Source organism: Pseudomonas sp. JS3066, assembly GCF_036328175.1.
Taxonomy (GTDB): domain Bacteria; phylum Pseudomonadota; class Gammaproteobacteria; order Pseudomonadales; family Pseudomonadaceae; genus Metapseudomonas.
The window spans coordinates 1,731,529-1,755,868 of record NZ_CP143312.1 but is presented as its reverse complement, the minus strand read 5'-3'; the positions used below and the strand labels follow the sequence as shown (position 1 = coordinate 1,755,868).

At 61.5% G+C, this 24,340-nt stretch carries 23 protein-coding genes; 6 read left to right on the top strand and 17 right to left on the bottom strand.

The features are described 5' to 3' along the window. Positions 1-29: 29 nt before the first annotated feature. The 4 genes from SA496_RS08200 to SA496_RS08185 are packed head-to-tail and all read right to left on the bottom strand — an operon-like array spanning position 30 to position 3,061. On the bottom strand, positions 30-767 hold the full coding sequence (locus SA496_RS08200) for an S-methyl-5'-thioinosine phosphorylase (protein ID WP_120651650.1): 738 nt from the start codon (positions 765-767) through the stop codon (positions 30-32). A 9-nt stretch (positions 768-776) separates the two neighbouring features. After that, entirely contained in the window at positions 777-1,775 is a 999-nt protein-coding gene (gene nagZ / locus SA496_RS08195; RefSeq protein WP_330115255.1) for a beta-N-acetylhexosaminidase, read from the bottom strand. 9 nt (positions 1,776-1,784) lie between these two features. After that, on the bottom strand, positions 1,785-2,309 hold the full coding sequence (locus SA496_RS08190; protein ID WP_120651652.1) for a L,D-transpeptidase: 525 nt from the start codon (positions 2,307-2,309) through the stop codon (positions 1,785-1,787). A 44-nt stretch (positions 2,310-2,353) separates the two neighbouring features. After that, the gene (locus SA496_RS08185; RefSeq protein ID WP_120651653.1) at positions 2,354-3,061 is read right to left on the bottom strand and encodes a TetR/AcrR family transcriptional regulator; all 708 of its coding nucleotides are present in this window, start codon (positions 3,059-3,061) and stop codon (positions 2,354-2,356) included. 226 nt (positions 3,062-3,287) lie between these two features. Here SA496_RS08185 and lexA point away from each other — a divergent pair, with 226 nt between their 5' ends. Next, positions 3,288-3,899 carry a transcriptional repressor LexA gene (lexA, locus tag SA496_RS08180; protein WP_120651654.1) on the top strand — a complete coding sequence of 204 codons (612 nt, stop codon included), beginning with the start codon at positions 3,288-3,290 and terminating at the stop codon, positions 3,897-3,899. A 10-nt stretch (positions 3,900-3,909) separates the two neighbouring features. Further along, a complete protein-coding gene (sulA, locus tag SA496_RS08175; RefSeq protein ID WP_120651655.1) occupies positions 3,910-4,383 on the top strand; it encodes an SOS-induced cell division inhibitor SulA in 474 nt (157 codons plus the stop codon). An 82-nt stretch (positions 4,384-4,465) separates the two neighbouring features. On the opposite strand, the gene SA496_RS08170 is transcribed toward sulA, so the two are convergent. From SA496_RS08170 to fadB, 6 genes are all read right to left on the bottom strand, one after another. Beyond that, a complete protein-coding gene (locus SA496_RS08170; RefSeq protein ID WP_077525348.1) occupies positions 4,466-4,699 on the bottom strand; it encodes a hypothetical protein in 234 nt (77 codons plus the stop codon). A gap of 71 nt (positions 4,700-4,770) precedes the next feature. Next, positions 4,771-5,289, bottom strand: coding sequence for a DUF6586 family protein (locus SA496_RS08165; RefSeq protein WP_153921095.1), 519 nt, complete (start codon positions 5,287-5,289; stop codon positions 4,771-4,773). A gap of 66 nt (positions 5,290-5,355) precedes the next feature. Then, positions 5,356-7,962 carry a type I DNA topoisomerase gene (topA, locus tag SA496_RS08160; protein ID WP_153921093.1) on the bottom strand — a complete coding sequence of 869 codons (2,607 nt, stop codon included), beginning with the start codon at positions 7,960-7,962 and terminating at the stop codon, positions 5,356-5,358. A 117-nt stretch (positions 7,963-8,079) separates the two neighbouring features. Next, positions 8,080-8,316 carry a DUF1653 domain-containing protein gene (locus SA496_RS08155; RefSeq protein WP_120651658.1) on the bottom strand — a complete coding sequence of 79 codons (237 nt, stop codon included), beginning with the start codon at positions 8,314-8,316 and terminating at the stop codon, positions 8,080-8,082. 162 nt (positions 8,317-8,478) lie between these two features. Further along, positions 8,479-9,654 (bottom strand): acetyl-CoA C-acyltransferase FadA, encoded by a 1,176-nt coding sequence (gene fadA / locus SA496_RS08150; RefSeq protein ID WP_120651659.1) that lies wholly within the window; start codon positions 9,652-9,654, stop codon positions 8,479-8,481. Positions 9,655-9,673: 19 nt separating this feature from the next. Further along, positions 9,674-11,821 (bottom strand): fatty acid oxidation complex subunit alpha FadB, encoded by a 2,148-nt coding sequence (gene fadB / locus SA496_RS08145; RefSeq protein WP_330115254.1) that lies wholly within the window; start codon positions 11,819-11,821, stop codon positions 9,674-9,676. A 470-nt stretch (positions 11,822-12,291) separates the two neighbouring features. Here fadB and SA496_RS08140 point away from each other — a divergent pair, with 470 nt between their 5' ends. Continuing rightward, on the top strand, positions 12,292-13,098 hold the full coding sequence (locus SA496_RS08140; RefSeq protein ID WP_330115253.1) for a hypothetical protein: 807 nt from the start codon (positions 12,292-12,294) through the stop codon (positions 13,096-13,098). 42 nt (positions 13,099-13,140) lie between these two features. Here SA496_RS08140 and SA496_RS08135 read toward each other — a convergent pair whose 3' ends face one another. Next, positions 13,141-13,575: a hypothetical protein gene (locus SA496_RS08135; protein ID WP_120651662.1), complete on the bottom strand. Its 435-nt coding sequence runs from the start codon at positions 13,573-13,575 to the stop codon at positions 13,141-13,143. Between the two features lie 85 nt (positions 13,576-13,660). Between SA496_RS08135 and SA496_RS08130 the strand changes: the two genes are divergently transcribed. Beyond that, on the top strand, positions 13,661-14,101 hold the full coding sequence (locus SA496_RS08130; protein WP_077525355.1) for a universal stress protein: 441 nt from the start codon (positions 13,661-13,663) through the stop codon (positions 14,099-14,101). A 27-nt stretch (positions 14,102-14,128) separates the two neighbouring features. On the opposite strand, the gene SA496_RS08125 is transcribed toward SA496_RS08130, so the two are convergent. Both SA496_RS08125 and SA496_RS08120 read right to left on the bottom strand, forming a co-directional pair. Next, positions 14,129-14,815 (bottom strand): DUF6901 family protein, encoded by a 687-nt coding sequence (locus tag SA496_RS08125; protein WP_120651663.1) that lies wholly within the window; start codon positions 14,813-14,815, stop codon positions 14,129-14,131. A gap of 20 nt (positions 14,816-14,835) precedes the next feature. Beyond that, the gene (locus SA496_RS08120; RefSeq protein WP_120651664.1) at positions 14,836-16,749 is read right to left on the bottom strand and encodes an ATP-binding cassette domain-containing protein; all 1,914 of its coding nucleotides are present in this window, start codon (positions 16,747-16,749) and stop codon (positions 14,836-14,838) included. Between the two features lie 184 nt (positions 16,750-16,933). Here SA496_RS08120 and SA496_RS08115 point away from each other — a divergent pair, with 184 nt between their 5' ends. After that, positions 16,934-18,868: a transglycosylase SLT domain-containing protein gene (locus SA496_RS08115; protein WP_120651665.1), complete on the top strand. Its 1,935-nt coding sequence runs from the start codon at positions 16,934-16,936 to the stop codon at positions 18,866-18,868. A 52-nt stretch (positions 18,869-18,920) separates the two neighbouring features. Here the strand turns inward: SA496_RS08115 and SA496_RS08110 are convergent, their stop codons facing one another. The 3 genes from SA496_RS08110 to yegS form a co-directional block, all read right to left on the bottom strand. Next, positions 18,921-19,724 carry an MOSC domain-containing protein gene (locus SA496_RS08110; protein WP_330115252.1) on the bottom strand — a complete coding sequence of 268 codons (804 nt, stop codon included), beginning with the start codon at positions 19,722-19,724 and terminating at the stop codon, positions 18,921-18,923. A gap of 68 nt (positions 19,725-19,792) precedes the next feature. Beyond that, positions 19,793-20,719: a chemotaxis protein CheV gene (locus SA496_RS08105; protein WP_120651667.1), complete on the bottom strand. Its 927-nt coding sequence runs from the start codon at positions 20,717-20,719 to the stop codon at positions 19,793-19,795. A 133-nt stretch (positions 20,720-20,852) separates the two neighbouring features. Next, positions 20,853-21,752 (bottom strand): lipid kinase YegS, encoded by a 900-nt coding sequence (gene yegS, locus SA496_RS08100; protein ID WP_120651668.1) that lies wholly within the window; start codon positions 21,750-21,752, stop codon positions 20,853-20,855. Between the two features lie 207 nt (positions 21,753-21,959). On the opposite strand from yegS, the gene SA496_RS08095 reads away from it, so the two are divergent. Continuing rightward, positions 21,960-22,658 (top strand): pirin family protein, encoded by a 699-nt coding sequence (locus tag SA496_RS08095; RefSeq protein ID WP_120651669.1) that lies wholly within the window; start codon positions 21,960-21,962, stop codon positions 22,656-22,658. 119 nt (positions 22,659-22,777) lie between these two features. Here the strand turns inward: SA496_RS08095 and SA496_RS08090 are convergent, their stop codons facing one another. After that, positions 22,778-24,337, bottom strand: coding sequence for an FGGY-family carbohydrate kinase (locus SA496_RS08090; protein ID WP_330115251.1), 1,560 nt, complete (start codon positions 24,335-24,337; stop codon positions 22,778-22,780). Between the last annotated feature and the right edge of the window lie 3 nt (positions 24,338-24,340).

The following is a 24,340-nucleotide window of genomic DNA, read 5'->3' as shown; positions in this document are numbered from 1 at the left end:
CCGAGATGCCTGCTGCGGGACAGGACACGTCAGGCTTTCAGCACGTGGGCCAGGACGCTGCGAACCTTGCCGATACCCGCGGCCAGAGCGGCTTCGATCTCGGCCATGGTGATAATGCCTTCGGACTTTCCGGCAGCCGGATTGACCACCAGAGACAGGCACGCATAGGGCAGGTTCAACTCACGAGCCAGCGCAGCTTCGGGCATGCCGGTCATGCCGACAATGTCGCAGCCATCGCGCTCAAGGCGGGTGATTTCGGCAACGGTCTCCAAGCGTGGCCCCTGGGTGCAGCCGTAGACGCCGAAATCGCTATGCGGGAAATCGCAGGCATTCAGTGCGGAAAGCAACTGGCCGCGTAGCACTTCGTCATACGGGTGGCTGAAATCGATATGGGTGACGTGGTCCAGGTCACCCTCGAAAAAAGTACCGACGCGACCGTGGGTGTAGTCGATCACCTGATGCGGCACCACAAGGTGGCCGCTGCCCATGGCCGGATGAATGCCGCCCACCGCGTTCACCGCGATCACCGCCTGGGCGCCCGCATGCTTGAGGGCCCAGAGGTTCGCCCGGTAGTTCACCTGGTGCGGCGGAATGCGATGCGGGTGGCCATGGCGAGCGAGGAACAACACATCGTGCCCGGCGTACTCACCACGAACGATACCGGCCGAGGGTGCACCGTAAGGCGTGTCAGGATGCAGCAGCGCTTTCATGCTCAGGCCTTCGAGCTGGGTCAGGCCTGTACCACCAATGATGGCGTAGACGGTCATGTCGGTTCCTCAATCGATCAACTGGGCTTCACGCAATGCTGCAGTCGCCTGCAGCCAGCGGGGGTCCTGGCGGTATTCGGTACCGGGGAAAGCGCGGCGGCGCATGCGCGCGAGGCTGGCCGGCGGCGTCGCTCCCAAGCGCTGCAGGCGCTCCAGGGCCAACTCGGCGGCTGCGCGATCGTTGCACACCAACCCCATGTCGCAACCCGCGGTCAGGGCTGCCTCGATGCGCTCGGCGGCGTCGCCCACCACATGGGCACCGGCCATGGACAGGTCATCGCTGAAGATGACGCCGGAGAACTTCAGTTCCCCACGCAGGATTTCCTGCAGCCAACGCCGGGAGAAACCAGCCGGCTGGTTATCCACCTTCGGGTAGATGACGTGGGCGGGCATCATGCCGTCCAGCTCGGACGCAAGGCGGGCGAAGGGGATCAGGTCGCTCGCTCGAATCTGCTCAAGGCTGCGCTCGTCCGTGGGAATCGCCACATGAGAATCGGCCTCCGCCCAGCCGTGTCCAGGGAAGTGCTTGCCGGTAGCAGCCATGCCGGCCTCACGCAGCCCACGGATGAACGAACCAGCCAGACGCGCAGCGCGTTCGGGGTCGCCTTCGAACGCACGACTCCCCACCACAGCGCTGCGCTGGTGGTCGAGATCCAGCACCGGGGCAAAGCTGATGTCCAAGCCTACCGCCAGTACTTCGGTCGCCATCAACCAGCCGCACTGTTCAGCCAGTTGCTCCGCGTTGTCGTTGTCGGCCAGGGCCCGCATCGCGGGAAGGCGCAGGAAACCCTGTCGCAGGCGCTGTACGCGGCCGCCTTCCTGATCGACGGCAAGAATCAGGTCCGGACGAACGGCACGGATGGACGCACAAAGCTCGCGTACCTGACGCGGGCTTTCGATATTGCGGGCGAAGATGATCAGACCGGCAACTTCTGGCTGTCGGAGGATCTGCCGATCCTCAGCGGTCAACCAGGTGCCGCCGATATCCAGCATCAGGGAACCTTGCATTAATAATCCTTAAGAGAGTTGCGCCGCCGCCCAGTCCGGGCAGGGCGCTTCGTCAATGCGTACCGCACAGTGGACGGGCACTCGATCGAAGAGTTCCAGCACATCCGTATTGCGCAGACGAATGCACCCATGGGAACGAGGCACGCCCATTGGCTCGGTATCTGGCGTGCCATGCAGGTAGATATAGCGGCGGAAGCTGTCGACACTACCAAGGCGGTTGCGACCTGGCTCTCGACCGCTGAGCCACATAATGCGACTCAGTATCCAATCCCTTCCCGGAAAACGCCCGTGCAGCTCGACATTCCAGACCTCACCAGTCCAGCGCCGACCACGCAGCACCGCCCCCAAGGGCAGACCGCCGCCAATCTTCGCGCGAACCTGGTGAAGTCCACGGGGCGTGCAATTGGAGCCATTGGTCTCACCCGCACCGTTGAGCGCGGTAGAGACAGACATGCGCAGCACCAACTGCCCGTCGGCAAAGCCGTAGAGCTGCTGGTCAGCGATGGAGATATGCAGAAGATCAAGGTATTGCATGGGCCGCAAGCTTAGCCGATCAGCCCGCTCGCGCCCATATGGTTTTAAGCCTTGGCGGGGGCTGCCGGGGCCTTGCTCCGTGGTTTCAGCATTGCGCTCGCCAGCACCTCGTCGGTAACGCCGGTCTCGGCACGCATGCCGGCCGCCAGGAAGGGCACCATCAGTCGCATGACTTGTTCGATCGAGGTATTCACGCCAAAGTCGTTTTCCGCCATGGCACGCAACGCCTTGATCCCAGACATGCTGAATGCCGCGGCGCCAAGCATGAAGTGCACCCGCCAGAACAGCTCCAACGGGGGAACCCTTGGTGCAGACTCATTTACCAGCAGCATGTAACGACGGAAGACCTTGCCGTAAACCTCTTCCAGATACTTGCGCAAGTGCCCCTGGCTCTGACTGAATGCGAGACCGAGCAAGCGCATGAAGATAGAAAGGTCATTTCCGCTACGAGGCTTTACCGCAAGGGCCTGCTCGACGAGCATTTCCAGCAACTCCTCGAGGCTGGCCTTGTTTTCGGCCTTGGCCTGGCGACGATCCAGCTCTCGCTCCAGGCTCTGACAGAAGGGGCCAAGGAAACGCGAGAAGACCGCCTGAATCAACGCCTTCTTCGAACCGAAGTGATAGTTCACCGCCGCCAGATTGACCCCAGCTTTGCTGGTGATCAGGCGCAACGAAGTCTCGGCGAAGCCCTTCTCCGCGAACAGCTGTTCCGCAGCATCCAGAATGCGTTCTACGGTTTCCGACTGGGCCATGGCTCCTCCGCCTGACAAACACTTGTTTGAAACATACGTTTCATCCGGTCAGATTGTCAAGTCGACCTCACCACTATCTGACGCAACGGTCATTCTCCCGGGCAGTGCGCCAAAGGGGTGTCTCGATTATTCCTCCCTCTTCTTCCTTCGCCACAAAAAGAAGCATTGCCAAGCCCAAATCACTGTATATAATCCCAGCAACTGTATAAAAAAACAGAGCGCCTCCATGCTGAAACTGACGCCCCGCCAAGCTGAGATTCTCGCATTCATCAAGCGCTGCCTTGAAGACAATGGCTTCCCTCCGACTCGAGCGGAGATAGCTCAGGAACTTGGCTTCAAGTCACCCAACGCCGCCGAAGAGCATCTCAAGGCGCTGGCACGAAAAGGTGCGATTGAGATGACCCCGGGTGCTTCCCGCGGCATTCGCATCCCCGGCTTCGAGCCCGGCAACAGCGAAGATGATGGACTGCCGGTGATTGGCCGCGTCGCTGCAGGCGCGCCAATCCTCGCGCAGCAGAACATCGAGGAATCTTGCCGCATCAATCCCGACTTCTTCCATCCCCGAGCCGACTACCTGCTGCGCGTTCGCGGCATGTCGATGAAAGATATCGGCATCTACGACGGAGACCTGCTCGCCGTCCATAGTACCCGCGAAGCCCGAAATGGCCAGGTTGTCGTAGCTCGCCTGGGCGAAGAAGTCACGGTCAAGCGCTTCAAGCGTGAAGGCGAAAAGGTCTGGCTGATTGCCGAGAACCCGGAGTTCGCCCCAATCGAAGTCAACCTGGATGAACAGGATCTGGTGATCGAAGGTTTGAGTGTCGGCGTGATCCGCCGTTAAAGGAGGCCCTATGCAGTTCCCGCAGTCGCTTGGTCGGTCACAGCTCCCTCTGTTCCACGAGGCCATCCTGGCCAATCCCGTGGCGCCGCTGCTGACCGATGTGGTCGAAGAAACCAGCAAGGAAGAACCAGACGCGTTCAGTGAACTGTCGCTGCGCGGCGCTGCCGGGCATTGCCGCAGCCTGCTCGCCTCGATATTGCGGGAACTAAGTGAAGAGAAAGACGCACGCTGGCTGACACTGATCGGCGCCCCCGCTGGCCTCTCCCGGGATTGGCTGCGCGAGTCCGGCCTCAACCGCGAACGCATCCTGATCCTGCAACCACGCGGAGAGCAAAGTGCTCTTGAGCTGGCTTGCGAAGCCCTGCGCCTAGGCCGCAGCCATACGGTTGTGAGCTGGCTTCAGTTGGGACAACGGGCCAAACGCCAACTGGCCCAAGCTGCACGCCAAGGCGACGCGCAAAGCCTGAACGTTCTACTGGGATGAAAGGTTTCTGGGCCCCTGATGATCGCAGCGCCCCTCTGACACGAGACGGTAACCGGATCAGCGGAAGATCTGGCCCCAGAGATCAATGCAGGACGCGCGGACCATCCTGGTGGTCCATCTCTCCTTCAGCCAGTCGGCCAGCCATCTGAACACCGACATTCAGCATGGCTTTGGCGACTTCCAGGTGATGCCCCTGAAGGAAAGCCTTGGCATCGGCGGAGAAGTCCAGCGTAACCAACGCCTCCTCGTCCTCAGCCCGGCGCAGAATGATGCGCCCGTCAGGCAGTTCGACTATTTCCAGAAAGGACGTAGGCATAAGTTCATATCTCCACGAAAGGCGGCCATTGTAGCAGCCAGCCGCCAGCACGCCCTAGCCCGTCGATCAAATCAGCACTCGCTGAGTGTTTCCCGGAAGCGCAACGCAAGCGATTTCAGATTTTGCCGCCATGATTCCAGGACTTCACGCGACAACGGCTTTTCTTCCTCATCTATGCTGACTGCGGTGATCAACGGTAGAGTCGGGTCGATCTTTGCCTGCTTCGGCGCCTGAGGTGGCTGGAATAATGCGCGATAAGCAAAGAGCAGCTCAGCCAGCCATGTTTCACGCTGCTGGGCCAACTCCACCAACTCAGCCAGCTCAGGACTAGGCGCAGCAGCCAGGACTTCCGGCGTCAGTAGCAACTCGACTCGCGGCGCACCTGCTTCTGGAAGGCGATAGTAACCGGCAATTTCGTGGCACAGGCCAAGAAGCGCACCGTAGAGGTGGAACAGTACCGCCTCGCGCTCGGATTGCACCAACGCCTGGGCATTCATGGCCTTGCCCTCTTCCGCCTTGCTCCAGGACTCCAGCGACAGGCCAGCGAAGAAGATTTTCTGGTTGGTGCGGGTATAAAGCTCATGGGCCATGACGGCGCCCTCCACAGGTGACCCCGGCAGTATATGCGCGCCCGTAAACGGACGCGCTAGGGGCGGTCAGCGCTTGTCTTCGACCTTCCACTTGCCGCCATCGAAGAAGGCGCGCCAACCGGTTGGTTTGCCTTCGACCTCGGTCTGCACATATTGCTCCTTGGTCTTGCGGCTGAAGCGGATCACCGCCGGGCGCCCCTCCGGGTCTTTCTTCGGCGCATCCAGCAGGTAGTGATACTTGGCATCCAGCTCGTCCTTGTGCGGAATCAGCTCCTGAACCAAGGGGGCGCGCGTTTCGCGATTCTTCGGGAACTGGCTGGCTGCCAGGAACAGGCCGGAAGCACCATCACGCAGCACGTAGATGTCATCGACCTTCTCGCATTTCAATTCCGGCATACGGATCGGATCGATCTTCGGCGGCGCTGCTTCACCGCTCTTCAGCAACTTGCGGGTGTTCTTGCAGCTCGCGTTGGTGCAACCGAAGAACTTGCCAAACCGACCCGTCTTGAGCTGCATCTCGCTACCGCACTTGTCACACTCCAGGCTCGGACCTTCATACCCCTTGATGCGGTACTGGCCCTGCTCGATCTCATAGCCTGAGCAATCCGGGTTGTTGCCACAGATATGCAGCTTGCGGGTTTCATCCAGCAGATAGGCGTCCATCGCAGTGGCGCAGATCGGGCAACGATGCTTGCCGCGTAATACGCGGGACTCCGACTCACCTTCGTCGTCCGCGGCAATCTCATCGCCCGGCACCAGGTTGATGGTGGCCTTGCAACGCTCTTTCGGCGGCAGGCTATAGCCCGAGCAACCAAGGAACACGCCGGTAGAAGCGGTACGGATCATCATTGGGCGACCGCAGTCACGGCAGGAAATATCGGTCGGGGTTGGCTGGTTGGCACGCATGCCCTTGTCAGCGCCTTCCGCCAGCTCGAGCTTCTTCCTGAAGTCGCCATAGAACTCGTCCAGCAGATGCTTCCAGTCACGCTCGCCCTGGGCTACGTCATCCAGATGCTCTTCCATGCCGGCGGTAAAGCCATAGTCCATCAGGTTGGCGAAGCTTTCGTTCAGCCGCTCGGTGACGATGTCGCCCATCTTTTCCGCGTAGAAACGACGGTTGTGCACCGTTACGTAGCCGCGCTCCTGAATGGTGGAGATGATTGCCGCGTAGGTGGACGGACGACCAATGCCCCGCTTTTCCAGTTCCTTCACCAGGCTGGCCTCGGAGTACCGCGCCGGCGGCTTGGTGAAGTGCTGGCTGGGCTCGAGGTTGAGTAGCTTGAGCAGTTCGCCCTCGCTCATTTCCGGGAGTACGTCATCCTCGCCAGGCTTGCTCTGCTGTGGCAGGACGCGAGTGTAACCATCGAACTTGAGAATGCGCCCCTTTGCACGCAGCTCAAACTTGCTGGCAGTGACGCTGACGCTGGTGGACAGGTATTCCGCCGGCGGCATCTGGCAGGCCACGAACTGGCGCCAGATCAGGTCATACAGGCGCTCGGCATCACGCTCCATACCAGACAACTGAGTGGGACGCAGATTGACGTCGGACGGGCGAATGGCCTCGTGCGCTTCCTGAGCGCCTTCCTTGCTGGAATAGACGTTTGGCTTGGACGGTAGGTACTTCTGGCCGAATTCCCCCTCGATGAAGCCACGCACCATGGTGATGGCATCGGCCGAGAGGTTGGTCGAGTCGGTACGCATATAGGTGATGTAGCCGGCCTCGTAGAGGCGCTGGGCCATCATCATGGTTTTCTTCACCCCGAAGCCCAGGCGATTGCTCGCGGCCTGTTGCAAGGTGGATGTAATAAACGGCGCGGAGGGGCGACTGGAGGTTGGCTTGTCTTCGCGCTTGGCAACGGAGTAACTGGAAGCCTTGAGCTTCTCCAGCGCCGCCATGGCCTGGGATTCGTTCAGCGGCTTGAAGGCCTCGCCGTTCTCACGCGCCACTTCGAAACGCACCTTCGCGCCCTTGGCGGTGCCAAGGTCAGCGTGCACTTCCCAGTACTCTTCCGGAACGAATGCGCGGATCTCGCGTTCGCGCTCCACCACCAGCTTCACCGCTACTGATTGCACGCGACCGGCAGACAGGCCACGAGCAATCTTCTGCCAGAGCAACGGCGAGACCATGTAGCCCACGACGCGGTCGAGGAAGCGACGGGCCTGCTGGGCGTTCACGCGGTTGATATCGAGGTCGCCGGGCTGGGAGAAGGCTTCCTGAATGGCCTTCTTGGTGATCTCGTTGAACACAACGCGCTTGTAGCGGCTGTCATCACCACCGATGGATTCCCGCAGGTGCCAGGCAATGGCCTCCCCTTCGCGGTCCAAGTCGGTTGCGAGATAGATGGTGTCGGCATCCTTGGCCAGGCGGCGCAACTCGTCGATCACCTTCTCCTTGCCGGGCAGGATCTCGTACTTGGCTTTCCAACCGTGCTCTGGGTCGACGCCCATGCGAGCAACCAACTGGCGCTTGGCTTTCTCCTTGGCGGACAGGACCGGCGCTTCGCCAGCAGTCTTTCCGCGCTTGGCCGGCTCCTTGGCGGTACTGGCTGAACCGCTGGTAGGGAGGTCACGGATATGGCCGATGCTCGACTTCACCACGTACTGGTTGCCCAGGTACTTGTTGATGGTCTTGGCCTTGGCCGGGGATTCCACGATGACCAGCGATTTGCCCATGGATCGGTGTGTTCCTGATTGAAGAATGTAAAAGGCGGGTGCCGCCCGTCGCGGCACCGCTATATATAGTGGCCAGTGCGAAGCGGTCAAGCGCGCCCCGGCTGTCCTCGCCGCCCCTCAGGGCTGAGGAAATAGGTCCGGCTCCGCACTCACCAAGGCGAAGCGCGCAATCTGCTCGCCGTCCACCTGAACCGTTTCGGTGAACATGCTGAGCGGTCGCACCCAAAGGCCGAATTCGCCATAGAGGGCCTGGTAGACCACCAGTTCTTCCTCCGTCTCGGAATGTCGTGCAATACCGATGACACGGTACTGCTGACCCTTGTAGTGACGATAGAGACCCGGTTGCAGGCTCATGATTGCCTCACAGTGATGAATGCAGGCTAGCCCGCAAAGGTTGCGCATGGTGCCGCGTGATGCGACTCGAAGCCAGCCCTTACACGAAAATTCCTGCGAAGTATCTCCACATGAAAGCAAAAACCGGGGCACTGGGCCCCGGTTTTCTCATCCTGCGTGCGCTTATACGCGCTCGAAGATGGTGGTGATGCCCTGGCCGAGACCCACGCACATGGTGGACACGCCCAGAGTACCGCCGTTCTGCTTCATCACGTTCAGCAGGGTACCGGAGATACGGGCACCAGAGCAGCCGAACGGGTGACCCAGGGCAATTGCACCGCCGTGCAGGTTGACCTTCTGCTCCATCTTGTCGAGGAGTTTGAGGTCTTTCAGCACCGGCAGGGCCTGAGCAGCGAAGGCTTCGTTGAGTTCGACGAAGTCGATGTCGTCCATGGTCAGGCCAGCGCGTTTCAGCGCCTTCTGGGTGGACGGCACGGGGCCGTAACCCATGATCGCCGGATCTACGCCGGCAACCGCCATGGCACGTACTACGGCCATCGGCTGAATACCCAGGTCCTGGGCACGCTGGGCGCTCATCACGATCATGCAGGAAGCGCCGTCAGTGATCTGCGAGGAAGTACCCGCAGTCACGGTGCCGCCTTTCGGGTTGAACGCTGGCTTCAGGCTGGCCAGGCTTTCCAGGGTGGTCTCCGGACGAATGGTCTCGTCAAAGTCGAACACCTTCAGGAAGCCGTTCTCGTCGTAGCCTTGCATCGGGATGATTTCATCCTTGAACTTGCCTTCGACGGTGGCCTTGTGGGCCAGTTGGTGCGAACGCACACCGAACTGATCCTGGGCTTCACGGCTGATGCCATGCATCTTGCCGAGCATTTCGGCGGTCAGGCCCATCATGCCGGACGCTTTGGCGGCATACAGGGACATATGCGGGTTCGGATCAACGCCGTGCATCATGCCGACGTGGCCCATGTGCTCCACACCGCCGACCACGAATACGTCGCCGTTGCCGGTCTGGATGGCCTGCACGGCGGTGTGCAGGGCGCTCATGGAGGAACCGCACAGACGACTGACGGTCTGGCCGGCGCTGGTGTGAGGGATCTGGGTCATCAGCGACGCCATGCGTGCGATGTTCCAGCCCTGCTCCAGCGTCTGGTTAACGCAGCCCCAGATCACATCCTCGACTTCCGCCGGGTCGACCTTGGTGTTGCGCTCCAGCAGCTTGCTGATCAGGTGCGCCGACATATCTTCGGCGCGGGTGTTGCGGTGCATGCCACCCTTGGAGCGACCCATCGGGGTGCGGCCGAAGTCGACAATGACTGCATCTCTAGGATTCAGGCTCATATTCTTCACTCTCGCTCAATTAGCCGAAAAACTTCTGGCCGTTCTTGGCCATTTCGCGAAGCTTGGCGGTCGGGTGGTACAGCGCGCCCAGGTCGGCGTACTTGTCGGCCAGGGCCACGAACTCGGCCACACCGATGCTGTCGATGTAGCGCAGCGCACCACCACGGAAGGGCGGGAAGCCGATGCCGTAGATCAGGCCCATGTCGGCCTCGGCAGCGGTCGATACGATGCCATCTTCCAGGCAGCGCACGGTTTCCAGGCACAGCGGGATCATCATGAAGTTGATGATGTCTTCGTCGGTCAGCTCACGCTGCTCCTTGACGATCGACTTCAGCACTTCGTAGGCAACCGGATCGGTAACCTTCTTCGGCTTGCCGCGCTTGTCGGTTTCGTAGGCGTAGAAGCCCTTGCCATTCTTCTGACCCAGGCGCTTGGCTTCGTACATGACGTCAACGGCGGTCTTGCCTTCAACGGCCATACGATCCGGGAAGCCTTCGGCCATCACATCGCGGCCGTGGTGGCCGGTGTCGATGCCGACCACGTCGGACAAGTAGGCCGGGCCCATGGGCCAGCCGAACTTCTCCATGATCTTGTCGATGCGTACGAAGTCGACGCCGAATTCCAGCAGCTTGGCGAAACCGCCGAAATACGGGAACAGCACACGGTTGACCAGGAAGCCGGGGCAGTCGTTGACCACGATCGGGTTCTTGCCCATTTTCTTGGCGTAGGCAACGGTAGTGGCAACAGCCACTTCGCTGGACTTCTCGCCACGAATCACTTCAACCAGCGGCATCATGTGCACCGGGTTGAAGAAGTGCATGCCGACGAAGTTCTCCGGACGCTTCAGGGCCTGGGCCAGGTAGCTGATGGAGATGGTGGAGGTGTTGGAAGCGATGATCGCGTCTTCGCGAACATGACCTTCCACCTCGGCCAGCACGGCGTGCTTGACCTTCGGGTTCTCGACGACAGCTTCGACCACGATATCGACGTTGCCGAAGTCGCCGTAGGACATGGTCGGACGAATCGCATTCAGCGCTTCAGCCATCTTTTCAGGCTTCATGCGGCCTTTCTCGACGCGCTTGCCGAGCAGCTTGGACGCTTCGTTCAGGCCCATCTGGATACCCTCTTCGCGGATATCCTTCATCAGGATCGGAGTGCCCTTGGAAGCGGACTGGTAGGCGATGCCGCCACCCATGATGCCAGCGCCGAGTACGGCAGCCAGTTTCACGTCCTTGGCAGCTTCGTCGTACTGCTTGCCCTTTTTCTTCAGTTCCTGGTCATTCAGGAACAGGCCGATCAGGCTAGTGGCGACCGAAGTCTTGGCCAGCTTCACGAAGCCGGCGGCTTCCACTTCCAGAGCTTTGTCGCGGCCGAAGTTGGCAGCTTTCTGGATGGTTTTGATGGCTTCGACCGGAGCTGGGTAATTCGGGCCGGCCTGGCCAGCAACGAAGCCCTTGGCGGTTTCGAAGGCCATCATCTGTTCGATGGCATTGAGCTTCAGCTTTTCAAGCTTGGGTTGACGCTTGGCCTTGAAATCCAGCTCGCCGGAGATGGCACGCTTGACCAGGTCCAGAGCGCCAGCCTGCAGCAGGGCGGGAGCGACAACAGCATCGACGGCACCAACTTTCAGGGCGTCCTCGGCACGGTTCTCCTTGCCGGAAGCGGTCCACTCGATCGCGTTGTCGGTACCGATGAGGCGCGGCAGGCGCACAGTGCCGCCGAAGCCCGGATAGATGCCGAGTTTGACTTCCGGCAGGCCGATCTTGGCAACGGTGCTCATCACGCGATAGTCGGCTGCCAGGCACATTTCCAGGCCGCCACCCAAGGCGATGCCGTTGATCGCGGCAACGGTGGGAACTTCGAGGTCTTCGAACGCGCTGAAGATCTTGTTGGCTTCGAGGTTGCCGGCCACCAACTCTTCGTCGGGCAGCTGGAAGTTCTCGACGAACTCGGTGATATCGGCGCCGACGATGAACACGTCCTTGCCGCTGCTAACGATCACGCCCTTGACCGAAGCGTCGGCCTTGATGGCTGCAACTGCATCACGCAGTTCGTTCAGGGTGAGGCGGTTGAACTTGTTGACGGACTCACCCTTGAGGTCGAATTTCAGTTCGACGATACCGCCCTCAAGAGCCTTAACCGTGATGGCTTTACCTTCGTAAATCATCAACTGATCTCCACGGTTTGGGAAACTGGACTGTACGCATCGGAGCCGACCGGCGGACTTGCCTCCGGCGCTGCCGGAGCATAGTCCTGATCGATCCGGCACACCCACCGACGCGATATTCGGGCTTCATCGGAAGCGTCAGACAAGACAAACGCTTGATTCATACGCCCGTTTGATTTGGGTGAGCGCAGATTCAGGGAAAAGTCTGCGCTTGTCAATCGCGCAGCGTGACCGGTCGGCCACGATAAAACAGCTCTGTCACCTGCCTTGCCGCAAGTCGGGCAAGACAAATGACACAGATTCACTCAATTGATTGCGTCTCATCACGACCACTGCTGCTTGGCGGAAAAGCTGCCAGAAGGCCGCTGGCAAATTGCCTGCCTCACAGGTACATTCGTGCCACTCGATCCGCCAGGATTCGAACGCCAAAACAACAACAATCGAGGCCAATGGCCCACGGAGTAGTACCAATGACGAGCCGTCTGCTTGCCATTCTGCTGGGTACCCTGCTCACCCTTCCCGCTTTAGCTTCTGCTCAAGCGTCCCCGGCGGACAGCCTGCTCAAGCTCCATCAGATGCGCCTCGCCGCCCAGCGCAGCCTTGGCGACTTCTATATGTACAACGGCATGGAAGGTGATCAGCGCTACGCGCGACTGATCGACGAGTCGGTGCAGAAGGCGGATACGCACCTGAAGGAACTGGGCGAAATGCCCGGGGAAGCATCGAAGGCCCTGCGCGCCCAGCTGGCCCAGGAATGGCAGAGCTACCACAGCGAGCTGACCGGTCTGGTCACCTCACTCAAGCAGCAAGGTTATACCGACCTGCAACCGGTGGCCGACCTGACCGAGCGGAACAAGCGCCTGATGGACCTCTCGAACGAGCTCTACGCCAGGATCCAGCAGGAGGGTTCGACCCAGGTTCCGCCCCTGACCCAGCGCAGCCGAGATCAGAGCCTGCTGATGCAGACCATCGCAGTGGACTACGCCTCCCGTAGCGCGTCCATCGGTGGCAGCTTCATTGGCAGCAATGGCGGCAAGGGCATCGACGAGCTGGCCGGTCAGTTTGCCAACCAGCTGATCAGCCTGGAGCAGGCGCCACAGAACACTCCGGAAATTCGCCAGGCGCTGGATGGCATCAGCACCAAATGGCGCTACATCGAGAAATCGCTGAAGAACTACAACGAAAACAGCGTGCCGTTCCTCATCAACAAGTACTCGGACCGCATCATCGACGGCCTCGAAGACATCTCCGCCCGCTACTCCGCCGCCCAGAGCTGAGACCGGCAACCTGCGCGACGGCAACACCGTCGCGCCCTGACCTCAGGCCAGCGCCTTCAGCGTTTCGGCGATGCGCTGCAGGTCTTCCGCAGTTCCCCGCTCCCCCCAGTAGAGGGCAATCATCTGCGAGCTCGCTTCGACCTTGTAGACATCCTTCGGCAAACCAGCCAGATGTGTCAGCACCGCCGCGTCCTCGCACGGCTCGCGCCACTGGTTCACCCAGGTGCCCGGCTCGTTCTGCCAATAGCACCAGGCCTCGCGCCCGCGCAGACGCGGCCGATGGTACTGGGCGCAGGAATGCGGCGGCTCCTGGACCAACCAGTGCGGCCACTCCTGGCGCGACAACTGCATGGACAACCCCATCCGCCGTGCCTGCAGGCGCAGCTCCATACGCCCGCGCTGCCCTTTGGAAGGCACCAGCCAGACCAGCGGGCTGAGCATCGCCAGTAGGAGCAACAGGACGATCCAGATGGTCATAAAGGTTATCCCGCTCAAAAGCCTGTGTTAAACGTTCCGGAAAGCCATACTTGTGATCATGCGCAACCTTAAGGAGGAGTCACCCATGACCTACCAGCACATTCTGGTCGCCGTAGACCTGACCGATGAATGCCATCCGGTGGTGCGTCGCGCCCAAGCGCTGGCCCAAGCCAGCAATGCCAAGCTGTCGCTGGTGCATATCGTCGAACCGATGGCCATGGCCTTCGGTGGTGACGTACCCATGGACCTGTCCATGCTCCAGCAACAGCAGTTCGAACAGGCTCGGGAGCGCTTGCAGGGCTTCGCCGGCATTTATTCCGAGCTGAGCGCCGACCAGCGCCACCTGGCCTACGGCCAGCCACGCCAGGAAATCCACCGCCTCGCCGAGGAGCAGGGCTGCGACCTGATCGTTGTCGGCAGCCATGGCCGCCACGGCCTTGCTCTGCTGCTCGGCTCCACCGCGAACGATGTGCTCCACGGCGCACCTTGCGACGTACTGGCGGTCCGCCTGAAGAAGCCTGAATAAAACGACTCGACCCAGCGGGCGCGGGCGTCAGTCAAAGCCCTCGCCCGCGCTCATCACCAGCGGCCGGATCTTCTGCAACTGGGTTTCCAGCGAGTAGGTCATGCTGGAGGCCATGGAGAAGAAGGTCAGGAAGGCCTTGAGATTGGAGTCCCCTTCGCAAGTATCGTGGATACGTTGCCAGAAGGCCTGGTTCACCAGCTGTAGCTGCTGGAACAGACGCACCAGCCCCTTCAACTCCCAGTCTGCATGGCGCCCTTCCCGAAGGTTGAAATACTGACGTGCCAGATAGAGCGAAACGGCCCGTAGGATGAACTCCTGATTACTGGCAAATGGCAGGTGCTGATGCGCCATCGGCTTGAGCTTGCCCAGCACCGGGCAGGCGCTGGTAGCCATGATGACCCCCAGCAGGGCGCGAAGCCCCTCCTCCAACCCAACCACCTTGGCGTATTCACGCTCTGGCGTACGCACCCAGACCTGCACCTTCTTGAACGCCGGCAAGCCCTGAAAGTCCTCGATCACCCGGTGCAGGTCCACCGCTGCCGGGCAATGGCTGTGGGTTTCCTGACGCAACGGGCAGTTGCTGCACTGCTGGTGCTCCAGACGCGTCCACTTCGGCGCGCCAGCAGCGCGTTCCGGGTCGTACTCACGATCCAGCTCAATGCGATAGCTGAACTCATGAAGGTCATCCAGGCTGATGCGGTATTCGATGGCCATGGGCTCTCCGGCTCACTTCCTCAACTGTCTTCCAGCTCCGCCCAACGCTCGATCAGGCGGTCCAGTTCCTTCTGCAAGCCATCCAGGCGTTCCAGCACCACGCGGGTCTGCTCCGCCGGGCGCTGATAGAATACCGGGTCGGAAATTTCCTCCTGCAGCTTCGCCTGCTCAGCCTCCAGGGCTTCGATCTGCCCGGGAATCGCTTCCAGTTCGCGCTGGAGCTTATAGCTCAGCTTCTGCTTCGGAGCCTCAGCGACGGTCGCCTTGACCACGGGTGCGGGTTCTGCGGCCTTGGGAGCCTCGGCCTTGGCCTCTCGCCCCTCCCCAACGCCCAGTAGGCGCGGCGAACCGCCCTGGCGCAACCAATCCTGATAACCGCCCACATACTCGCGAACCCGACCCTCGCCCTCGAACACCAAAGTGCTGGTGACCACGTTGTCGAGGAAGGCCCGGTCGTGGCTGACCATCAACACGGTGCCAGGGAAGCTCAGCAGCACTTCTTCAAGCAATTCCAGGGTTTCCACGTCCAGGTCGTTGGTTGGTTCGTCCAATACCAACAGGTTCGCCGGCTTGCTGAACAACTTTGCCAGCAACAGACGTGCCCGTTCGCCTCCGGACAGCGCCTTCACGGGTGTGCGAGCGCGCTGAGGGCTGAACAGGAAGTCTCCGAGATAGCTCAGCACATGACGGTTCTGGCCCTCGATGGTGATGAACTCGCGACCTTCGGCGAGGTTGTCGATTACGGTCTTTTCCAGATCGAGCTGGTGACGCAACTGGTCGAAATACGCCACTTCGAGGCGAGTGCCGACCTCGATGCTGCCGCTGGTGGGTTGCAGATCCCCGAGCAGCAGCTTGAGCAGCGTGGTCTTGCCGGTTCCGTTGGCGCCAAGGAGGCCGATACGGTCGGAGCGCTGCAGCACCAGGTTGAAATCGCGAATCAGCGGTTCGCCGCCCGGATGTGCAAATCCGACGCTCTCGGCCACCATGACCTGCTTGCCGGACTTCTCGGCGGTTTCCAGCTGGAAACTGGCCTTGCCCTGACGCTCGCGACGATCGGCACGTTCGGCACGCATAGCCTTGAGCGCGCGTACGCGACCTTCATTACGCGTACGACGCGCCTTGATGCCTTGGCGAATCCATACTTCTTCCTGCGCTAGTCGCTTGTCGAACAGCGCGTTGGCCGTCTCTTCCGCCGCCAGTTGCTGCTCCTTGTGGACCAGGAAGCTGGCGTAGTCGCCGTTCCAGTCGATCAGGTGGCCGCGATCCAGTTCCAGGATGCGCGTGGCCAAGTTCTGCAGGAAGGAACGGTCGTGGGTGATGAACAGTACTGCACCGTTGAAGCCCAGCAGGGCCTCTTCCAGCCAGGCAATGGCGCCGATATCCAGATGGTTGGTGGGCTCGTCGAGCAGCAGCAGGTCAGGCTCGGCCACCAGCGCCTGTGCCAGCAGCACGCGGCGGCGCCAGCCACCGGAAAGCTCGGCCAGGGTTTTGTCCGCCGGCAGCTGCAGGCGGCTCAGGGTGCTATCTACCAGTTGCTGCAGGCGCCAGCCGTCGCGAGCTTCGAGTTCCTGCTGGACGTGGGCCAGCTTGGTCAGGTCCGCCTCGGACTGGATGTGCTGGCTGAGGTGATGGTATTCGGCCAACAGCGCGCCGACACCGGCCAGACCCTCGGCGACCACGTCGAAAACGGTACGATCGTCAGCAAGCGGCAACTCTTGCGGCAATTCGCCGATCTTCAGCGCCGGTGCGCGCCAGATTTCACCGTCATCGGCGAACTGATCGCCCTTGACCAGGCGCAGCAGGCTCGACTTGCCTGTGCCGTTGCGGCCAATGATGCAAACGCGCTCGCCACGGGCGATCTGCCAGGACACCTTATCCAGCAGCGGCATGGCGCCGTAGGCAAGAGATACGTCGGTGAACTTGAGCAGCGTCATGTGGGGCCTCCGGGATAAGGGCGCGCATTCTACCCGACTTGCCACACCGTCTCTCGGGCATTTTTTACCGCCGGTTTCCCTTGCTGGCGCAATGCTTTAACCGGCCCGCCCCAGAAGCTAAGCTAGGCGCTATTCGATGCCCCGAAATGGGCATTCACAACGATATATCTGCCTCGGAAGTGTCATGCGCGGTCGTCTGCTCAGCCTGTTTTCCTGTCTGCTCCTTTCTACGGTCGGCCTGCAAGTCGCTCAGGCCTCCTCGGTTCCCCTCGCGCAGCAGCGGCTGATGTACGACGAGGCCAAGCGCGCACTGGCCAAGGGTGATTCCGGCCCCTACCAGCGCTACGCCAATGCCCTGCGCGACTACCCGCTGGAGCCCTACCTGGCATACGACGAGCTGACCGCCCGTCTGAAATGGGCGAGCAACGAAGAAATAGAGAAATTCCTCGCCGAGCATGGCGACCTTCCCCAAGCCGGCTGGATGAAGCTGCGCTGGTTGCGCTGGCTGGCCGAGCGGGGCGAGTGGCAGACGTTCGTCAATTACTACGACCCCAAGCTCAATTTCACTGAACTCGACTGCCTTTTCGGCCAGTACCAGCTCAAGCACGGAATGAAGAAAGAAGGCTATGCCTCGGCCAAGAAGCTCTGGCTGGTGGGCAAGTCCCAGCCCGAAGCCTGCGATGTGCTGTTCGGCATGTGGAGCGCCGAGGGCCAACTGACCGAGGAGCTGCGCTGGAAGCGCGCCAAACTGGCCGCTGAAGCCCGCAACTATGGCCTGGCCAACCACCTGGTGAAAACCATGCCGCGCCTGGGCACCCAGGGCAAGCTGATGGTGGAAGTGGCGCAGAAGCCGCAGATATTGAGCCAGACTGCCCGTTTCGCACCCGCCGATCGCCACACGGCCGATGCCGCAGGTCTCGGCTTGCGCCGCCTGGCACGCCAGGACCCGGAGAAGGCTCTGAGCCTGCTGGATGTCTATGCAGCGCGCCTGCCCTTCTCCAAGGAAGAGAAAGTGGCCATCGCCCGCGAAATCGGCCTGACCCTGGCCAAGCGCTTCGACTCCCGCGCACTAAAGGTCATGACTCATTACGACCCCGAACTGCGCGACAACACCGTCAGCGAATGGCGCGCGCGCCTGCTACTGCGACTGGGTCGCTGGGACGACGCCTACCAGTTGACCCGGCAGATGCCCGAAGACCTGGCCAAGACCAACCGCTGGCGCTACTGGCAGGCCCGCAGCCTGCAACTGGCGCAGCCCCAGAGCCAGCAACCGGTCCCGCTGTTCCAACCGGTTGCCCGAGAGCGTGACTTCTACGGCTTCATGGCCGCCGACCGTATCCAGGCACCCTATCAGTTGAACAACAAGCCTCTGGCCATCGACCCGAAGGTGATGCAGAAGGTGCGCAACACCGCAGGCATCCGCCGTGCGCTGGAGTTCCATGACCGCGGCGAGATCGTCAACGGCCGCCGCGAGTGGTACCACGTCAGCCGCCTGTTCAACCGCGACGAGATGGTGGCCCAGGCCAAGATCGCCTATGACCTGCAATGGTACTTCCCGGCCATCCGCACCATCAGCCAGGCCCAGTACTGGGATGACCTGGATATCCGCTTCCCGATGGCCCACCGCTCGGCACTGACCCAGCAAGCGAAGATTCGCGGTCTGCATTCCAGCTGGGTGTTCGCCATCACCCGCCAGGAAAGCGCCTTCATGGCCGACGCGCGCTCCGGCGTCGGCGCAATGGGGCTGATGCAACTGATGCCGGGCACCGCCAAGGAAACCGCGCGCAAGTTCGGCATTCCGCTGGGCTCGCCGAAGCAGGCGTTCAACCCCGACGTCAACATCCAGCTCGGCGCCGCCTACCTGAGTCAGGTCCACGGCCAGTTCAACGGCAACCGAGTGCTCGCCTCGGCCGCCTACAACGCCGGCCCCGGCCGGGTTCGCCAGTGGCTGCGGGGCGCCGACCACTTGTCCTACGATGTCTGGGTGGAAACCATTCCCTTCGACGAAACCCGCCAGTATGTGCAGAACGTGCTGTCCTACTCGGTGATCTACGGGCACAAGCTGAACGCTCCGCAGCCTCTGGTGGATTGGCACGAGCGATATTTCGACGACCAGTAAGACATGAGAAAGGGCGCCAATCGGCGCCCTTTCTCATTGGCTCGAAATCAGATTACTCGAGGACTTCGATCTCCATCCCCACTTCCAGCACCCCGGTAGCGCGGTTGATCAGATTCTGTCCAAAGTAGACCTCGCCCTCGCGCTCGCGATAGGTCTTCAGGGTCGTCAGTGGCTCACGGTCGGCGTTGCGTTCTCCGGTCGCCGGATCGATGGTGGTCAGGATGCAGCGGCTGCAGCCCTTGGCGACACTGAACTCGATGCCACCGATGCGAATGCGCTTCCAGCCGTCCTCGGCGTAGGCCGCGCTGCCCTCCACCACCAGATTCGGGCGAAAACGCAGCATCTCCAAGGGCCGCCCTACCCGTTCGCTCAAGTCTTCCAGCGAGGCCTGACCGATCAGCAGCAGCGGGAAACCGTCGGCAAAACCCACCTTTTCTTCCGGCAACAGACTGCCTGGAATGTCCCGCGCACGGTGTTCTGGTACATGGACCAGGCGGCACGCCTTGCCGAGGAAATCGCTGAGCCATTGCGCCGCTTCATCGCCGGCGTCCGGCACATGCATCGGAGCACCCCAGACAAAGGTACCGCGCAGATTGCCGTCGGGATCGGGCAACAGCACTTCCAGGGTCGGCTGCCCCGCGGTGCTCAGGGTCAAGCCGCCGGCATCGTTCCACCGTGCCGAAAGCTGGGACATCCGAGGAAAGGCGCGCTGGGTCAGGAAGCGGCCATTTTCGGCATCCACCAGCATCCAGCGCCGGTCGCCTGCCAAGCCCAAGGCGTCCACCTGGGCCTTCTGCAGGGGTTCGCCAATGGCGGATTTCATGGGGTATCGATAGAGGGAGGAGAGACGCAACATGGCCGGCTTCCTGATCAGCGTTCGAGCGAAACCCACCTTATACGCAGCGAACCCCGCTCACCTCAAGCTCATTGATCGCGCTTGAGCCGGTCCATCACCACATCCACCAGCCTGTCGGGCTGGAACTTGGAGAGGAAGTTGTCGCAGCCGACCTTCTTCACCATCGCATCGTTGAAACTGCCGGACAGCGACGTGTGCATGACCACATAGAGGTCGCGCAGGCGCGGATCGTTGCGAATCTCGGTGGTCAGGCGGTAGCCATCCATCTCTGGCATTTCCGCGTCGGTGAAGATCATCAGCAGCTTCTCGGTCATGTCTTCGCCACTGTCGGCCCAGGCTTTGAGCATCTTCAATGCTTTCAGGCCATCGCTGGCCATGTGCATGCGCATGCCAAGCTGCGAAAGGGTCTCCCGCAGTTGCGTCAGAGCTACGCTGGAATCGTCCACCAGAAGCACCTCACGCCCCACAGCCATCTGCAACAGCGGGTTGCCCAGGCGATCAGCGGATACGCGTGTGCTCATGGGCACGATCTCGGCCAGCACCTTTTCCACGTCGATGACTTCGACGATCTGCTCATCCACCTTGGTGATCGCCGTCAGATAGTGCTGGCGACCCGCGCCTCCGGGCGGCGGCATGATGGATTCCCAGTTGAGGTTGAGGATGCGGTCCACGCCACCCACCAGGAACGCCTGTACCGAGCGGTTGTACTCGGTGACGATGATGGTGCTGCGCTCATCCGGTACCAGTGGTCGCATGCCAATGGCCTGGGATAGGTCGATCACCGGCAGTGTCTGGCCTCGGAGGTTGACTACACCGCACACAAAGGGATGTCGCTGCGGGATCAGCGTCATCTTCGGCAACTGCAGGACTTCCTGCACCTTGAACACGTTGATGGCGAACAGCTGGCGGCCACTGAGGCGGAACATCAGGATTTCCAGCCGGTTTTCACCCACCAGTTGGGTGCGTTGATCGACGGTGTCGAGAATGCCGGCCATGGAACTTCCTCTGCTACGAATGCGGTGTGGGCAGGACTGCCATGGCAGCGTTTCGGCAAATTGCCGAAAAACTGAAGGCATGGCACCGCGCCATCATGCCGCAGCCAATCCCCTGGCGCCAGTGCTCCGGCGCCTAGCCTGTCAGTAGCAGCGGAGAACTCTCCGGCAGATGCACCCGCAGCGCCCCAACTCGCGCGGAAACGCGCAGACGCGAGCTTTCCAGCGGTTCGCCATCAAGGTTCAGGTCCAGCCCTTCCGTGGCTTCCACCTCCACCCACGGCAGACGTGCGCTCACGGAAACCGCCTCCAGGCCGAGGATGCCGCCGGAGAGCAGAGTTGTCAGGGTGCCCACCACGTCCTGGGGCGCCGGGATGATGCAGAGATCCAGCAGTCCATCGTCCACCACAGCTTGCGGACACAAAGGGTGGCCACCGCCGGCCTGACGCCCGTTACCGATTCCGAGAGCCAGGAACTCGCCCTCCCAGGAGAAATCCGGGCCGCGAAAACTGCCCAGAGCCGAGTGCACCTCGGAGAAGTGGGTAAGGCCCGTGAGAAAATAAGCCGCTCCACCGAGCACCTTCTTCAGGTCTTCAGAGGTGTTGGCAGTGATTTTCGAGCCAAATCCCCCTGTCACCATGTTGAGGAACAGATGCCCGTCGGCATCGCCCAGGTCTATGGCTCGTGGCGCGACGTCCAGCAGCGCCAGCGCATCGCCGGGCTCAAGAGGTATGCCGGCGGCGCGAGCGAAATCATTGGCCGTGCCCAGGGGCAGCAGCGCCAGGCTGGCATCGCTACCGGCCTGGACGATGGCTTCGGCCACTTCGCGCAGGGTGCCGTCACCGCCTCCTGCGATCAGGGTCCGATAGCCCGCTGCCAACGCTTCCCCGACCAGACGCCGGGCATCACCGCCTTCCCAGGTGACACGCACCGCCAACTCCCACCCGTCATTCCGACGGGCTTCGACGGCAGACCTCACGTCGTCGTTCGTTGCTTGCTTGCCATGCAGGATCAGCAAGGCTTTGCGCTCGCCCATGATCACCTCCGTCGATCAGGAATGGCCGGAGTATAGGACCGCAAGGCTTCCGCAGTGACGTCACTGGCGATTGACCCAATGCCAATTAAATCGAACTAATAGATACGAAAGGCGAACAAATTGCGCTTTTACACAGTTATATGATGATTGATCATGCCACCCATTCCTCCCGGAGAACTCCCTCCGCGAGCAGACAGGAGACCGAACATGATCGAAGTACGCCCCTTCGCTGAACTGGGTGGAGCTCACCACGGCTGGCTAAACGCTCGTCATCACTTTTCCTTCGCCAGCTACTACGACAGCCAGCGGATGAACTGGGGCCAACTGCGGGTGTGGAACGACGACGAGATCGCACCTCAGAGCGGCTTCCCGCCGCACCCGCACCAGGACATGGAAATCATCACCTACGTCCGCGAGGGTGCCATCACCCACCAGGACAACCTGGGCAACAAGGGCCGTACCGAAGCCGGCGACGTGCAAGTGATGAGCGCAGGTACCGGTATCGCCCACAGCGAGTACAACCTCGAGGACGAAACCACCAAGATCTTTCAGATCTGGATCATGCCCACCGAGTACGGCGCCGCGCCGTCCTGGGGTGCCCGTCCCTTCCCCAAGGGCGAGCGCGCAGGTAGCTTCGTCACCCTGGCTAGCGGCATTGACGAAGGTAATGACGCCCTGCATATCCGCGCCAATGCCCGACTCGCCGCCGCGACCCTGAAAGCCGGCCAGACCGCCGAGTACCGCCTGGAGAAAGGCCGCAAGGCCTACCTGGTGGCAGCCAAGGGCCGATACGAAGTGAATGGCGTTGCCGCTGAAGCCCGTGATGGCGTGGCAGTACACGATGTGGAAGTGCTCAGCTTTACCGCCAGCGAGGACAGCGAAATCGTCCTGGTGGATGTGGCCTGACACTCCCCATCGCCATCAATGGGTACACAGCACTTTGTGTAGGTTAATTCATTGGCGAGGGAGCTAGCCGGGGGCCGCGATGCGGCCCTTTCACGAATGAATTCGCTACTGCGGCTGCCCTACGCCGGGTAGCCGGTGATGTCGCGAATCTTCCGGTACAGCGGCCGCAGCTGCTTGTACATCCCCCGGTAGACCTCCCGGTACAGCCGCTCGTAGGTGCGTTGTGCCTGCGGTTCCGGCTGGAACACCTGGCCCACACGCGTCATGGCACGGATGGCCGCCGGGAAATCCGGGTGCAAACCCAGGCCCACCGCGCAATCGATGGCCGCACCGAGCCCCGAGGTTTCGTATACGTGCGGCCGCTCGGCCGGCAGGCCGAAGATGTCGGCGGTCAGTTGCATAGCCGCATCACTCTGGGAACCTCCACCTGATACCCGCAGACGCGTGATGGCCGTGCCGGAGCGTTTCTCTATCTGTTCCTTGCCTTGGCGAAGTGCGTAGGCCAGGCCTTCGAGGATGGCCCTATAGATGTGCGCGCGGGTATGGACATCGCCGAAGCCGATGATCGATCCCTTCGCTTCCAGACCCGGCTCGCGGATGCCCGGCGACCAATACGGCTGCAACATCAGCCCCATGGAGCCAGGCGGCACGCTGCTGACCAACTCGTCGAACAACGCCTCGGGCTCTACCCCCAGCTCCTTCGCCCGCTGCATTTCGCGCAGGCCGAACTCCTGCTTGAACCAGCTGACCATCCAGAATCCCCGATAGATCATCACTTCGGTGTTGAAGTGATCGGGAATCGCCGCCGGATATGGAGGGATCAGTGGAATGGTTTCCAGGTACTTGCGCCGCGTGGTGTTGATGGTCGCGGTCGTACCGTAGGACAGGCAGGCCACGCTCGGCTCCACCCCGCCAGCGCCAATTACTTCGCAGGCCTTGTCAGCCCCAGCGGCAATCAGCGGCAGACCTTCCGGAATACCGGTATGGCGGCTGGCCTCGGCAGTGATGCTACCCAGGCGCTCGCCGGGCTTGAAGAGTTCCGGCAACTGCTCGCGGCGCACGGGCATGGACTGCCATTTCCAGTCACGCGACGGCGCCCACTGCAAGCGCTTGTAGTCGAACGGCAGGTAGGCGACCTGACATGCCACGGAATCGACGAAGCGACCGCACAAACGGTGACTGAGAAAGCCAGACAGCAGCAGGACCTTGTGGGTCCTGGACCAGAGCTCCGGTTGGTTCTGCGCAACCCAATTGGCTTCCGCCTGGGCGCGGAAGTAGTCCACCGTACCTTCCAGCCCGATCGCCTTGAACAACCAGCCCCATGGTCCCTTGATTCTTCCCTTCACCTCGGCCTGGCGCTGGTCGAGCCAGAGAATGGCCGGACGCAACGGCCGGCCCTCGTCGTCGACGTTGATGACTGTCCCGCGCTGGGTGGTCAGGGAGACACCACGGATCAGGCTGCGGTCGATATCCACTGATTCCCACAACAGTCGGCAGGCTTCACCCAGGCTGTCCCAGTAGTAGTCCGGGTCCTGCTCGGCCCAGCCGGGCTGGCTGGAGTAATAGGCCTCCAGCGGTACCTTGCCCTTGCCCACCAGATTGCCTTGCAGGTCGAACAGCAGGGCGCGCACGCTCTGAGTGCCGTTGTCGATGGCCAGCAGATAGCTCTTTTCGCTCACGAT